Annotated in this window: 11 protein-coding genes; 8 read left to right on the top strand and 3 right to left on the bottom strand. The window is 61.6% G+C overall.

Annotated elements, in window-relative coordinates:
* Window positions 1-288: 288 nt before the first annotated feature.
* A complete protein-coding gene (locus EGN72_RS06810; RefSeq protein WP_199743716.1) occupies window positions 289-1,719 on the top strand; it encodes a Glu/Leu/Phe/Val dehydrogenase in 1,431 nt (476 codons plus the stop codon).
* A 66-nt stretch (window positions 1,720-1,785) separates the two neighbouring features.
* Here the strand turns inward: EGN72_RS06810 and msrB are convergent, their stop codons facing one another.
* Window positions 1,786-2,271, bottom strand: a complete 486-nt coding sequence (gene msrB, locus EGN72_RS06805; RefSeq protein WP_127045907.1) for a peptide-methionine (R)-S-oxide reductase MsrB — start codon at window positions 2,269-2,271, stop codon at window positions 1,786-1,788.
* A 196-nt stretch (window positions 2,272-2,467) separates the two neighbouring features.
* Here msrB and EGN72_RS06800 point away from each other — a divergent pair, with 196 nt between their 5' ends.
* The 7 genes from EGN72_RS06800 (at window position 2,468) to rpoD (ending at window position 12,922) form a co-directional block, all read left to right on the top strand.
* Complete coding sequence (locus tag EGN72_RS06800) at window positions 2,468-3,718, top strand: sarcosine oxidase subunit beta family protein (RefSeq protein ID WP_127045906.1); 1,251 nt, start codon at window positions 2,468-2,470, stop codon at window positions 3,716-3,718.
* 9 nt (window positions 3,719-3,727) lie between these two features.
* Entirely contained in the window at window positions 3,728-4,045 is a 318-nt protein-coding gene (locus EGN72_RS06795) for a sarcosine oxidase subunit delta (RefSeq protein ID WP_127045905.1), read from the top strand.
* Window positions 4,042-6,954: a sarcosine oxidase subunit alpha family protein gene (locus EGN72_RS06790; RefSeq protein WP_127045904.1), complete on the top strand. Its 2,913-nt coding sequence runs from the start codon at window positions 4,042-4,044 to the stop codon at window positions 6,952-6,954. The genes EGN72_RS06795 and EGN72_RS06790 overlap by 4 nt, the downstream gene beginning before the upstream one ends.
* Window positions 6,947-7,477: a sarcosine oxidase subunit gamma gene (locus EGN72_RS06785; protein ID WP_233587057.1), complete on the top strand. Its 531-nt coding sequence runs from the start codon at window positions 6,947-6,949 to the stop codon at window positions 7,475-7,477. The genes EGN72_RS06790 and EGN72_RS06785 overlap by 8 nt, the downstream gene beginning before the upstream one ends.
* Window positions 7,471-8,619, top strand: coding sequence for an amidohydrolase (locus EGN72_RS06780; protein ID WP_127045903.1), 1,149 nt, complete (start codon window positions 7,471-7,473; stop codon window positions 8,617-8,619). Before EGN72_RS06785 ends, EGN72_RS06780 begins: the two co-directional genes overlap by 7 nt.
* Before the next feature lie 138 nt (window positions 8,620-8,757).
* The gene (gene dnaG / locus EGN72_RS06775; protein WP_127045902.1) at window positions 8,758-10,728 is read left to right on the top strand and encodes a DNA primase; all 1,971 of its coding nucleotides are present in this window, start codon (window positions 8,758-8,760) and stop codon (window positions 10,726-10,728) included.
* Between the two features lie 199 nt (window positions 10,729-10,927).
* On the top strand, window positions 10,928-12,922 hold the full coding sequence (gene rpoD / locus EGN72_RS06770) for an RNA polymerase sigma factor RpoD (protein ID WP_127045901.1): 1,995 nt from the start codon (window positions 10,928-10,930) through the stop codon (window positions 12,920-12,922).
* Between the two features lie 40 nt (window positions 12,923-12,962).
* Here the strand turns inward: rpoD and EGN72_RS06765 are convergent, their stop codons facing one another.
* Both EGN72_RS06765 and EGN72_RS06760 read right to left on the bottom strand, forming a co-directional pair.
* A complete protein-coding gene (locus EGN72_RS06765) occupies window positions 12,963-13,772 on the bottom strand; it encodes a GH25 family lysozyme (protein ID WP_127045900.1) in 810 nt (269 codons plus the stop codon).
* A 77-nt stretch (window positions 13,773-13,849) separates the two neighbouring features.
* Window positions 13,850-14,293 (bottom strand): EF-hand domain-containing protein, encoded by a 444-nt coding sequence (locus EGN72_RS06760; protein WP_127045899.1) that lies wholly within the window; start codon window positions 14,291-14,293, stop codon window positions 13,850-13,852.
* Between the last annotated feature and the right edge of the window lie 50 nt (window positions 14,294-14,343).

Genomic DNA, 14,343 nt, shown 5'->3' with positions numbered 1-14,343 from the left:
TGTTGCGCGTGTGGCGACAAAGGCCGGGGGGCTGCGTCGCCGCAGCGGTGGAAAAATGATATTCCGGTTAACGCTTGGCCCGGAATCACGGGGCGCGAATCACAGGAAATGGCTGTTTTTCCTGAATTCCGGCACTTTTGTTGCGTTAAGGATATCCGCGGATAAGGCCTTCCGCCGTTTTTCCTTTTCTCGGGTTGGTTCGGTTTTCAGAGGTGAAATTTTGGGCAGTCTCGGCTAGGGTTTCTGGCACAAGCCCCTACGGAATGGGGCACAAAGGGAGAGAATGATATGCAGATGACCGGCGAGCCAAGCTTTCGCGACTCCGTTGACCTTATGTTCAATCGTGCCACCTCGCTGATGGATCTGAGCCCGGGGTTGGAGCAGAAGATAAAGGTGTGCAACTCTACCTATACGGTGCGCTTTGGGGTGCGTCTGCGCGGCAAGATCGAAACCTTCACCGGCTATCGCTCGGTGCATTCGGAACATATGGAGCCGGTCAAAGGCGGCATTCGCTATGCGCTATCGGTGAACCAGAATGAGGTGGAGGCGCTGGCGGCGCTGATGACCTATAAATGCGCGCTGGTGGAAACGCCGTTTGGCGGGTCCAAAGGCGGGTTGTGCATCGACCCCCGCGCCTGGGAGCCGCATGAGCTGGAAGCGATCACCCGCCGCTTTGCCTATGAGCTGATCAAGCGCGACCTGATCCACCCGGCGCAAAACGTGCCCGCCCCGGATATGGGCACGGGTGAGCGCGAGATGGCCTGGATCGCCGACCAATACGCGCGAATGAACACCGCCGACATCAACGCCAAAGCCTGTGTGACCGGCAAGCCGCCGCACGCGGGCGGTATTCAGGGCCGGGTCGAGGCGACCGGGCGCGGCGTGCAATATGCGTTGCAGGAATTCTTCCGCTACGAGGAGGACAAGAAACTCGCAGGTCTGTCGGGCGAGTTGGACGGCAAGAAGATCGTCGTGCAAGGCCTTGGCAATGTGGGCTATCACGCGGCCAAGTTCCTGTCCGAGGAAGACGGCGCCACGATCACGGCGGTGATCGAATGGGATGGGGCCATTGTGAATGACAGCGGCATCAACATCGAAGACCTGCGCCAATGGATTGCCAAGCATGGCTCTATCAAAGGCTATCCGCAGGGCACCTATGTCGCCGAAGGGGCGGCGGTGCTGGAAAAGGAATGTGACATTCTGATCCCCGCGGCGCTGGAAGGGGTGATCAATCTGGGCAATGCCGACCGGATTAAGGCCAATCTGATCATCGAGGCGGCGAATGGCCCGGTGACCTTTGGCGCGGATGAGATTTTGCGCAAGAAGGGCGTGGTGATCATTCCTGATATGTATGCCAATGCGGGCGGTGTGACGGTGTCCTATTTCGAATGGGTCAAGAACCTGTCGCACATCCGCTTTGGCCGTATGCAGCGCCGGGCCGAGGAAGCGCGGCATATCCTGCTGGTCAATGAGTTGGAGCGCCTGTCGAGCGACAAGGGCCTCGGTTGGACCATGTCGCCCAATTTCAAGGAAAAATACCTGCGCGGCGCGGGGGAGTTGGAGCTGGTGCGGTCGGGGTTGGATGACACGATGCGCACGGCCTATCAGGCGATGCGCGAGGTCTGGCACGGGCGCAGTGATGTCGAGGATTTGCGCGTCGCCGCCTATATCGTCTCGATCAGCCGGGTGGCGGCGACCTATCAGTCCAAAGGGCTGTGAAGGTTTGAAAATGGCAAAAGGGGCCGGGTTTTCCGGCCCCTTTTCCATTGCCCGCGTTCGATAGGGTCAAGCGGGCGCAAAGGTCATGGCCAGCCCATTGATGCAATGGCGCTTGCCCGTAGGTTTCGGCCCATCGCCAAAGATATGGCCCAGATGCCCGCCACAGCGGCGGCAATGCACCTCGGTGCGTTTGGCAAACAGGCTGTTGTCTTCCTTGGTGCCCACCGCCCCGTCAATCGCGGCGTAAAAGCTGGGCCAACCGGTGCCGCTGTCAAACTTGGTTTCAGAGCTGTAGACCGGCAATTCGCAACCCGCGCAGTTGTAGGTGCCTTTACGGGCCTCTTTCAGCAGCGGCGAGGTTTCGCCTTTCAAACTGTTGGAAAACGGCTTTTCAGTCGCTTCTTGCCGCAGAACCGCGAATTGGGCGGGCGTCAGCAGCTTTTTCCACTCGGCCTCCGAGCGGGTGATCTCAAATTCAGCGGCCCAGGTGGGCAGGGCAGCAAGGCCGGTGCTGGCCAGAACGGTTGTCATGAAGGTGCGGCGTGAAAGCATGGTGTTCTCCTCTTTGCTGATGAAGCTACTGCAAATGGGTGGCAAAAGTTTCATCACAATCCCGAGACCCCTCAAACGCGGCCCAGCCGAAGGCCGCCGCTGCGACCAGCGGATGCGACAAAAAACTGTCGCAGATGTGCTTGTCTTTGCGCCAAAAGGCGGGTTTGCTTTGCAATGATACCAAGGGGTGCGTGACATGCGATATTCTGGGCTGAAGGTGATAACCGAAGGGCTTTTCGGCAATAAAGGCTGGAAACCTGTGTGGCGAGACCCGGCCCCCAAGGCGGAATATGATGCGATCATCATCGGCGGCGGCGGGCATGGCTTGTCGACGGCCTATTATCTGGCCAAGAACCACGGGCTGACCAATATCGCTGTGTTGGAAAAGGGGTATATCGGCTCGGGCAATATCGGGCGGAATACGACGATTGTGCGGGCAAACTACTTTTTGCCGGGCAATTCAGAGTTTTACAGCCATTCCCTGAAGCTGTGGGAAGGGCTGGAGGCAGAGCTGAACTACAACGTCATGCACAGCCAGCGCGGCTTGATCAACCTGTTCCACAGCGACGGGCAGCGCGATGCCTTTGTGCGGCGCGGCAATTCCATGATCAACCAAGGCGATGATGCGATCTTGCTGGACCGTGACGGCGTGCGAGAGCATTTGCCCTATCTGGATTTTGAGCAGACGCGCTTTCCCATCTATGGCGGTTTGCTGCATCCGCGCGGCGGCACGGCGCGGCATGATGCGGTGGCTTGGGGCTATGCGCGCGGGGCCGATCGGCGCGGCGTGGACTTGATCCAGAATTGCGAAGTCACCGGGATTGATATTGAAGGCGGTCGCGTTGTTGGCGTGCAAACCACGCGCGGGGCGATCAAGGCGCGCAAGGTTGGCATGGTTGTGGCGGGCCGGTCCGGGCAGGTGGCCGCGATGGCGGGCATGCGCCTGCCGATTGAAAGCCATATCCTGCAAGCCTTTGTCACCGAAGGGTTAAAGCCGGTGATTGACCATGTTGTCAGCTTTGGCATGGGGCATTTTTATATCAGCCAGTCGGACAAGGGCGGCTTGGTCTTTGGCGGCGATATTGATTTCTATGCCTCTTACGCCAGCCGCGGCAACTTGCCGATGGTGGAGCATGTAATGGAAGCAGGCATGACCCTGATGCCGATGATCGGCCGCGCCAAGGTGTTGCGGTCCTGGGGCGGGATCATGGATATGACGCCGGACGGATCGCCCATTATCGACAAGACGCCGGTGGAGGGGCTGTTTGTCGATGCAGGCTGGAACTATGGCGGGTTCAAGGCGGTGCCGGCAAGCGGCTGGTGCATGGCGCATCTGATGGCCACGGGAGAGACGCACGAGGTCGCGCGCCGCTTCCGGCTGGACCGTTTCAAGACCGGGCATCTTCTGGATGAAGAAGGCACCGGATCACAGCATAATTTGCACTGAGGGAACATCATGCGTATCACCTGCCCCCTGTGTGGCCCCCGCGACCGGCGAGAGTTTTACTATTACGGATCAGAGGATTATCTGACCCGCCCGGAAGGCGAGGATTGGGATGCCATCGACGCGCATTTGCATTTGCGCGACAATCCGGCGGGGCGGACGCGCGATCTTTGGTATCATGAGATGGGCTGCGCCAGTTGGGTGTTGATCACGCGCGACACCGTCAGCCACCAGATTTCCGATGTGGTGCTGGTGGGGGATGCTGCGGCAGGTATTTCGGCCAAGATGAAATCCAAAGCCAAGGCACCCGCGAAAGGGGGTGCGCAATGAGGATCGAGGGCAAAGGCCTGATTGATCGCGCGGTGCCGGTTCGGTTCCGCTTTGACGGGGTGGATTATCAGGGTTTCAAGGGGGACACGCTGGCCTCGGCGCTTTTGGCCAATGGGGTGAAGCTGGTCGGGCGCAGTTTCAAGTATCACCGCCCGCGTGGGGTGTTGACCGCCGGGTCAGAGGAGCCGAACGCGCTGGTCGAGATTATCGAAGACCGCCAGCAGACGCCGAATGTGCGCGCCACGGTGCAAGAGATTTTTGACGGGTTGGAAGCGAAGAGCCAGAACCGCTGGCCCAGCCTTGGGTTCGATGTTCTGGCGGTGAACGATCTGGCCGCGCCCTTTCTAAGTGCCGGTTTTTATTACAAGACCTTCATGTGGCCCCGCGCCTTGTGGGAGCGGCTGTATGAACCCGTGATCCGCCGGGCGGCGGGCTTGGGCAGCCTGTCGGGGCGCCATGATGAGGCCGATTATGAAAAGGCCTATGCCTTTTGCGATCTGCTGGTGATCGGCGCGGGGCCTGCGGGGCTTGCTGCGGCCTTGCAAGCGGCGCGCGCGGGGGCGGATGTGATTTTGGCTGATGAACACCCGGTGATGGGCGGGCGTTTGCTGGCCGATACCGGCGCGATGGATGGCAAGCCTGCTGCCGATTGGGCAGCGGCTGCCTTGGCCGAACTGGGCGCGATGCCGAATGTGCGGCTGATGCCGCGCACCACCGTGACGGGGGTTTATGATGGCGGCACCTATGGCGCGTTGGAGCGGGTGGGCCTGCATCTGCCCGCGCGCCCTGATCTGCCGCGCGAATGTTTCTGGCGTATCGTGGCCGGGCAAGCGGTGCTGGCGGCGGGCGCGCAAGAGCGTATGATTGCCTTTGCCGATAACGACCGTCCCGGCATCATGACCGCCAGCGCGATCCGGACCTATCTGAACCGCTATGGTGTGGCCCCCGGCAAGCGCATCACCATTTTCGCCAATAACGATAGCGCGCGCCAGACCGCGCGGGATTTGATGGCCGCGGGGGTAGAGGTCGCCGCGATCATCGACGTGCGTGCAGATGCCCCGGTGGCCGAGGATTGCCCGGTCTATGCCGGTGCCGTGGTGGTGGGAACCAAGGGCCGCAAGGCGCTGCGGTCGATCACCGTGCTGCATCGCGGGGCCGAGATTGAGGTGGAGACGGATTGCCTTGGCGTGTCAGGCGGTTGGAACCCGCTGGTGCATCTGACCTGCCACATGAATGGCCGCCCGGTTTGGGATGCGGGAATCGCGGCCTTTTTGCCAAAGCCGGGAATGGTGCCGGGCATGCGTGTGGCCGGGGCGGCGGCGGGGGAGTTCTCAACAGCTGGCTGCCTCGCCTCTGGGTCTGCGATGGCGCGCGAGGCGATGAAGGCGCTGGGCCGCAAGGCCGCGCCGATCACCCTGCCCACCGCCGAGGATGGCAGCTATGAGCTGCTGCCCTTGTGGGAGGTGAAGGGCAAGCGCCGGGCCTGGCTGGACTTTGCCAATGACGTGACGATCAAGGATGTGCGGCTGTCGGCGCAGGAGAACTTTGCCAGTGTGGAGCATATGAAGCGCTACACCACGCAAGGCATGGCCCCCGATCAGGGCAAGAATTCCAACATGGGGGCGCTTGCGGTGCTGGCCGATGCCACCGGGCGCGGCATACCGGAAACCGGCACCACCACCTTCCGCCCGCCTTTCAGCCCGGTTTCGATCGCGGCGATGGGGGCAGGGGGCCGGGCCGAAGGGTTTGCGCCGCAACGCTTCCTGACCTCGCACACCGCCAGCGTCGAGCGTGGCGCGCCGATGATCGAAGCCGGGATGTGGTATCGCCCCAGCTATTTCCCCCGCCCCGGTGAAAGCACATGGCGCGAGGCCTGCGACCGTGAGGTAGCAATGGTGCGCAGCGCGGTTGGGGTGGCCGATGTCTCGACCCTCGGCAAGATCGATATTCAGGGCAAGGATGCGGCGCGCTTCCTCGATCTGGTTTACACCAACACCTTTTCCACGCTGCCCGTGGGCCGCGTGCGCTATGGTTTGATGCTGCGGGCCGATGGGCATGTGCTGGATGATGGCACCACCGCGCGGCTGGGCGACACGCACTTTCTGATGACCACGACCACCGCCGCGGCGGGGCTGGTGATGCGGCATCTGGAATTTGTGGCGCAGGCCTATTGCGCGGATTGGGATGTGCGCATCATCTCGGTCACGGAAAACTGGGCGCAGTTTGCGGTGGCCGGGCCAAAGGCCAAGCCGCTGCTGGACACTATCACCACGGTTGATCTGCCCTTCATGGGCTGTGCGCCTGTGCAGGTGGGTCAAGTGGCGGCGCGGCTGTTCCGCATCTCTTTCTCGGGCGAGCAGGGCTATGAAATCGCCGTGCCCGCGCGCTATGGCGAGGCGCTGTTCCGCGATCTGCTGGCGCGGGCTGAAACCCTTGGCGGCGGCGCTTACGGGATGGAGGCGTTGAACGTGCTGCGGATCGAGAAGGGCTTTATCACCCATGCCGAAATTCACGGGCGCACCACCGCCTTTGATATCGGGATGGAAAAGATGGTTTCGGCCAAGAAAGACTGCATCGGCAAGGGGGCTGCGGCCCGACCGGGGTTGGTGGGCCCACAGCGCGACCAGTTGGTCGGTTTGCGCCCGGTCACCGATGCCGCCCTTTCGGCCGGTGCGCATCTGTTCAATCCGGGAGAGGAGGTCTGCCGCGCCAATGATCAGGGCTATGTCACCTCGGTTTGCTATTCGCCGACGCTGGGCGGTTCTCTTGGCCTTGCCTTCTTGCGCAACGGGCGGGCGCGGCATGGTGAAATGGTGCGGCTTGTGGACCATCTGCGCAAGATCGACCTGCTGTGCGAGGTCTGCGACCCGGTGTTCCATGACAAAGAAGGGGTGAAGCTTCGTGGCTGATCTGATCGCAAAAAGCCCGCTTGCGGGGCGGGCCCCCACCAGTTTGGCAGGTGTGACCTTGGCCGAGGCGGATATGGGGCCTGTCACCTCTGTCGCGCCCTTTGCTGGGCAAGACGGTGCTTTGGCCGCCGCTTTGGCCCCTTTGGCCTTTCCCGCGCCGAACAGCATTTCCAGCGATGGTGCTGCGCGTCTGGTCTGGACCGCGCGCGGGCAGGCCTTTCTAATCGGGGCCGCGCCGGGGGATTGGGGCCAGTTCGCCGCGCTCACCGATCAAAGCGATGGCTGGGCTTGCCTCACGCTCAGCGGTTCGGGTGCGGCCGAGGTGTTGTCGCGCCTCGTGCCGCTTGATCTGCGCGCCATGGCGGTTGGCAGCGGTGCCCGCTCCTCGCTTGGTCATATGGCGATGATCCTGATCCGGGGGGCGGATGGGTTTGAAATCATGGTGTTCCGCTCCATGGCGCGCACCGCATGGCATGAGCTGGAAGCCGCGATGAAAATGCGGGCGGCGCGACAGGTATGCTGACCAATGCCGATATCGTAGAGCTGACCGGTTTTCGCCGCGATCTGCACCGCAGGCCGGAACTGTCAGGGCAAGAGGTTGAAACCGCCGCGCGGGTGGTGGCGGCCTTGGGCGCTGGGCCTGATGAGGTGGTCACAGGCCTGGGCGGCCATGGCGTTGCGGCGGTGTTCAAGGGCGCAAAGCCCGGCCCCACGCTGTTGTTCCGCTGCGAATTGGACGCCCTGCCGATCCATGAGATTTCAGACGCCCCCCATCGGTCCGAGATTGACGGCAAAGGCCATCTTTGCGGCCATGACGGGCATACGACCATCCTGCTGGGGCTGGCCCGGTTGCTGGCGCGCAATGCACCTGCGGCAGGTCGGGTGATCCTGATGTTCCAACCCGCCGAGGAAGATGGCTCTGGCGCGGCTGCCGTGATCGCAGACCCGAAATTTGACAGGCTGCACCCCGATTGGGCCTTTTCGCTGCACAATATGCCGGGCTGCAAACTGGGGGCCTGCTGGCTTGCCGAAGGCCCGGTGAATTGTGCCTCGGTGGGGATGAAGATCACGCTGGAAGGCAAGACCAGCCACGCCGCCCAACCCGAATTTGGCGTCTCGCCCGCACAGGCCATCGCTCGGCTGATCCCGGCACTGGCCGCTTTGGGCACAGGCGGCGCGCTGGGCGATGACTATCGGCTTGCCACCATCACCCATGCCAGTTTGGGCGAGCCGAGCTTCGGCGTCTCTCCCGCCCATGGCGAAATTTGGGTGACGCTGCGCAGCATGCTGGATGCCCCAATGGCCGCCCTGCGCGCCAAGGCCGAAAGCTTGGCGAGGGCAGAGGCCGATGCCGCAAGCCTGCGCCTGACCATCAGCTATCACGACGATTTTTCGGCTTGCGCCAATGAACCTCAGGCCACCCAGCATTTCGCCGCCGTGCTCGACGCCATGGGCATCGCTTATGACCAGGGCGACCTGCCCGAACGCGCATCCGAGGATTTTGGCCGTTTCAGCACCTTGCCCGGCACCAAAGGTGCCATGGTCTATCTCGGTTCCGGCCTTGACCATCCGGCCCTGCACAACCCCGACTATGATTTCCCCGATAGCTTGATCCCGATCGGCACCGAAATCTTTCACCGCCTGACCCGCCGTATATTGGGCTGATCCCCCGCAGCTTTCTTTTCGGCCCAAATATCCTCAGGGGGGGAATTGCCGCAAGGCAAGGGGGGGCAGACGGCCCCCCGCACCGGTTCCGCAATCGCGCCGCTTGCCTATCGCGCGCATCACGCCGATATATAGGGAATGAGTCTGCCACCCGGTTTCCTTGACGAATTGCGCACCCGCATCTCGCTGTCCCAAGTTGTTGGGCGCAAGGTGGTTTGGGACATGCGCAAATCCAACCAGGGTAAGGGCGACATGTGGGCCCCTTGCCCCTTCCATCAGGAAAAATCCGCCAGCTTCCATGTCGATGATCGCAAAGGGTTTTATTACTGTTTCGGCTGCCATGCCAAAGGCGATGCACTGACTTTCATCAAAGAGACAGAAAACCTCGGCTTCATGGAAGCGGTAGAACTTTTGGCCCGCGAAGCCGGGATGCCGATGCCCGCCCGCGACCCGGCGGCCGCCAAAAAAGCCGACCGCCGTAGCCAATTGGCCGAAGTGATGGAAGAGGCGGTGAAATTCTGCCGCCTGCAACTGATGACCGCCGCAGGCCAGACCGCCCGCGATTATCTGGACCGGCGCGGATTGAAAGCCGAAGCGCAGGAGCGTTGGCAAATCGGCTGGTCCCCGGAAGGGCGCCAAGCGGTCTTTGCGGCGATGCAGGCCAAGGGGTTTGCCCCCGAACTCATCCTTGCCAGCGGTGTCTGCGCGGTGTCTGACCATAATGACGCCCCCTATGACCGCTTTCGCGCCCGTATCATCTTTCCGATCCGCGATGCGCGTGGCCGTGCCATCAGCCTTGGCGGGCGCAGCCTCGACCCGAATGCGCGGGCCAAATACCTCAACGGGCCGGAAACCGAACTTTTCGACAAGGGCCGCAACCTGTTCAACCTTGGCCCCGCCCGCGAAGCGGCGGGCAAAGGCGCGCCTTTGATCGTGGCCGAAGGCTATATGGATGTGATCGCCCTGTCCGAGGCCGGGTTCAAGGCCACGGTCGCCCCCTTGGGCACCGCCGTCACCGAAGATCAGTTGCGCCTGATGTGGCGCGTCAGCCCGGAACCGGTGATCGCGCTGGATGGCGATGCCGCCGGTTTGCGCGCCGCCCTACGGGTGATTGATCTGGCCTTGCCGCTGCTGGAGGCCGGGCAAGGCCTGCGCTTTGCCGTGCTGCCCGTGGGTCAGGACCCAGATGATCTGCTGAAAGCCCAAGGCGCAGGGGCGATGCAGGCGGTGCTGGATGCCGCACAGCCGATGGTGTCCTTGCTGTGGAAGCGCGAAACCGAAGGTCGGGTGTTTGACAGCCCCGAACGCAAGGCGGCACTGGATAAAACCCTGCGCACGGCGCTGATGCGGATCAAGGATGCCTCGATCCGCAACCATTACGGCGAAGAAATCAAACGCCTGCGCTGGGAGTTGTTTGGCCAGACCGGGCGCAGCCCCGGCCCGCGCCGCGAATGGTCGCCAGGACCGCGCGGCAAGGGCAAACCCTGGGCGCCTGAACCACGCCCGGTGGCCACCACCAAATCCTCGGCGCTGGCCTTGGGTCTGAGCGAAGAGCGGGTGCTGGAACAGGTAATCCTTGCCGCCTTGCTGACCCATCCCACCCTGATCGCCCGTTTTGAACCCGCGTTGGAACGGCTGGACCTGAGCGACCCGGACGAAAACCGCCTGCGGCTGGCACTTTTGCACCACGGGCACGACGATGATGCGAGCGGCATGGAAAATCTGCGCCAGACCCACCGTTCGGTGGTTGAAACTCTCTTTCACCAAAACCATGTCATGACAGCACCACCCGTATTGAAGGCCGATGACGCCGACTATGCCGAGATTTGCCTGAACGACATGCTGCGCAAACTGCGCTCCGTCCGCGGGGGGCGGCGCGAGGTGAATGAGGCGGCAGAGGATTTGATCGGGCTGGCCGATGAAGGGCTGACATGGCGGCTGGCGCAGGCAAATGAAGCCCGCTTTTCCGCCGCCAAAGGCCCCGAGGCCGTGAAGGGAGAGGGGTTTGTCGCCGAAAACGGGGTGGAGATGGACCGCGAGGAGCTGGAAGAGGCCCGCAGCCTGTGGGATCGGATTGATTTCGGGCGCAATGGGCGGGCCAAATCCTGACTTGGGCGCGCGCGCCGCAACAGAAAGGAAATCGAACGGTCGGCCCTTTTAACTTGCCGCAAAAAGCTGATAAACACGCAAATCATCGGAAAAACAAGGCGAACGCCTTTCACCTCCCGTGATTCGCGCTAATGATTCGTACATTCGACCGAGTGATTCGGTTTAACCAAACCAGACCGCCCGGCCTAAAGGAGCATCCATGGCAGCCAAAGACGCCGAAGACAGCAAGCAAGACGATCAAGAGGCAGATGGCTCGCTTGATATGAGTCAGGCGGCGATCAAGAAGATGATCGCGGATGCGCGCGAGCGCGGCTATATCACCTATGACCAGCTGAACGCGGTGCTGCCGCCCGAGCAGGTTTCTTCTGACCAGATCGAAGACGTGATGTCGATGCTGTCGGAAATGGGAATTCAGGTTACCGAAGAAGAAGAAATGGAAGACAGCTCCACCGGGGGGGAGTTGGTGGAAACCGGCTCTGGCTCGCGTGAGGTGGCGCTGTCGGGTGCGGCCAGCGAAACGCTGGACCGGACGGATGACCCGGTGCGGATGTATCTGCGCGAGATGGGCTCGGTTGAATTGCTGTCGCGCGAAGGCGAGATTGCGATTGCCAAGCGCATCGAGGCCGGTCGCAACACGATGATTCTGGGCCTGTGCGAAAGCCCGCTGACCTTTCAGGCCATCACCATCTGGCGCGACGAACTTCTGAACGAAGATATTTTGCTGCGCGATGTGATCGACCTTGAAACCACCTTTGGCCGTGGCATGGACGGCGAGGGCGAAGGCGACGAAGATCTGGTGGGTGGCCTTGCGGCCACGGGCGAAGCGGCCCCCAAGCGCGAAGCGAATACCGGGCCGGAACTGGATGCCGATGGCAACCCGCTGTCACGCTCGGACGATGATGAGGAGGATGACGAAGCCTCCAACATGTCTTTGGCCGCGATGGAAGCCGCGCTGAAGCCGCGCGTGCTGGAGACGCTGGAAGTCATCGCGCATGACTATGAAATGCTGGCCGAAATGCAGACATTGCGCATGTCGGCGACGATGAACAAAAAGGATATGTTCTCGTCCAAGGAAGAAGCGGCCTATCAGAAGCTGCGGTCTGAAATTGTGCTGCTGGTGAATGAATTGCACCTGCATAACAACCGGATCGAAGCGCTGATCGACCAGCTTTACGGCATCAACCGCCGTATCATGTCCATCAACTCGGGCATGGTGAAGCTGGCGGATCAGGCGCGTATCAACCGCCGTGAATTCATTGATGAATACCAAGGCTATGAGTTGGACCCGACTTGGTGCGACCGGATGGCCGCCAAGGACGGGCGCGGCTGGCAGGCGCTGATGGAACGCAGCCGCGACAAGGTCGAAGAATTGCGCGATGAGATGGCGCAGGTCGGCTCTTACGTCGGGGTGGATATTTCCGAATTCCGCCGCATCGTGAATCAGGTCCAGAAGGGCGAGAAAGAAGCCCGTCAGGCCAAGAAGGAAATGGTGGAAGCGAACCTTCGGCTCGTGATCTCCATCGCCAAAAAATACACGAACCGCGGCTTGCAATTCCTTGATCTTATTCAGGAAGGCAACATTGGCCTGATGAAGGCCGTGGACAAGTTCGAATATCGTCGCGGCTATAAGTTCAGCACTTATGCAACATGGTGGATCCGTCAGGCGATCACCCGCAGCATTGCCGATCAGGCCCGCACCATCCGTATTCCGGTTCATATGATCGAGACGATCAACAAGCTGGTTCGCACCGGGCGTCAGATGCTGCACGAAATCGGCCGTGAACCGACGCCGGAAGAATTGGCCGAAAAGCTGCAAATGCCGCTGGAAAAGGTTCGCAAGGTGATGAAAATCGCCAAGGAGCCGATCTCGCTGGAAACCCCGATTGGCGACGAAGAAGACAGCCAGCTTGGCGATTTCATCGAAGACAAGAACGCCGTGTTGCCGCTGGACAGCGCCATTCAGGAAAACCTGAAGGAAACCACGACGCGGGTTCTGGCCAGCCTGACCCCGCGCGAAGAACGTGTGCTGCGCATGCGATTTGGCATCGGGATGAACACCGACCACACCTTGGAAGAGGTGGGCCAGCAGTTCAGCGTGACCCGCGAACGCATCCGCCAGATCGAAGCCAAGGCGCTGCGGAAGCTGAAACACCCCAGCCGTAGCCGAAAGCTGCGCTCTTTCCTCGATCAGTGATTAAAAGCGCCCTTCGGGGCGCTTTTTTTTGGCCTTCCCGTCAGCGCATCCGCCGCTGTGCCCAAGCGCGCCAATCGGCCCGCGACCCGGCAAAGGTGTTCAGGTCAACCTTGCCGGAAATACCGGGCACCAGCCCGGTGCCGGAATATTGCCAGAAGGTCCAGGCCTGCCCCGGATAAACCTTGGACGGATGCCCCGCGACCGAGCGCAACCAGAAGTCATAGCCCGCCAGCCGCCCCAACTGGTTCTCGGCAAAGAAATCCACGGTGGTATAGATGATGGGACGCTGGCCGTAATGGCGTTCCAGCGCATCCATGAAAATCTTGGCCTCACTGCGCACATGGGCGGCATCCGGGCGTTTGGTGCAGGTGGGGGAATGGGCGTTCCATTCCATATCCAGCACCGGGGGCAGGGCACCACGCTCGCGCGGCACGTTGCGGATGAACCAGCGCGCCTGTTCAATCGCCGGGCGGCAGAAATAATAGAAATGATAGGCCCCGCGCGGCAACCCGGCCCGGCCTGCGCCTTTCCAATAGTCATCGAATGCCGGGTCGATCACATCGCCGCCTTCGGTCGCTTTGAAAAAGGCAAAGGAAACACCGTTTTCAATGGCGGTGGCCCAGTCAATCTCTCCCTGCCAGCGCGAGGCGTCGATGCCATGCACCGCATAGGCCGATGGCGCGCGGCCGTCCCACTCATGCGGCTTTGCATCCCCGAAACGCGGGGCGTTGGCAGGCAGTTGCACCGCCGCCTGCTGCCCGGCATGCGGGCCGCGTTGCCGGTGTTCGCGCCCGCCGCAAGCGGCCAGAGTCATCGCCAGAACCAACACACCCAGACCAAGCCTCACCATATGACCCCCAAAGCAAAACCGGCTGCCAATGTGACAGCCGGTTGCCAGATTGTCACCCGTCATTCGGGGTGGCGGGCTTACTGTCTGCCGAAATCAGCCGAGGTCATCAGCCCATCGCTATTGCGGTCAATCGCGGCAAACAGGGTTTCGGTGGCGGCGCGGAATTCCTCGGGCGTGACCAGCCCGTCACCATCGGCATCGTTATAGGCGGCTGACATCGCCTCGTGGATCAGCTTGCCGGGGCCATTGCCCATGCCGTGCCCCGAGCCCTTGTTCGCGTTTTCAGCGGCAAGATGCTCTGCCACGCCGTCAAAATCCGCAGCGTCCATGGTGCCATCGGCCTCTTTGTCGAACATCACGAAAATTTCTCCTCGCTTTTCAATGGCTTCCGCCAGCGTGACCTGCCCGTCACCGTCCATATCCCATTGTTCGATAAATTGCGCGCCGGGTTGGCCCTGTTGCGCCAAGGCCATACCGGCGATCAGGGTCAGCGCGGTGGTCAGAAGGAAGAAGGTTCTCATCAGATTTCCCTACATATTTGAATGTGTGCAATCGTTGAACGGCGCGCGGG

The sequence above is a fragment of the Pseudorhodobacter sp. E13 genome, from assembly GCF_003991405.1.
GTDB lineage: Bacteria > Pseudomonadota > Alphaproteobacteria > Rhodobacterales > Rhodobacteraceae > Pseudorhodobacter.
This window is presented reverse-complemented; position numbering and strand designations above follow the sequence as displayed.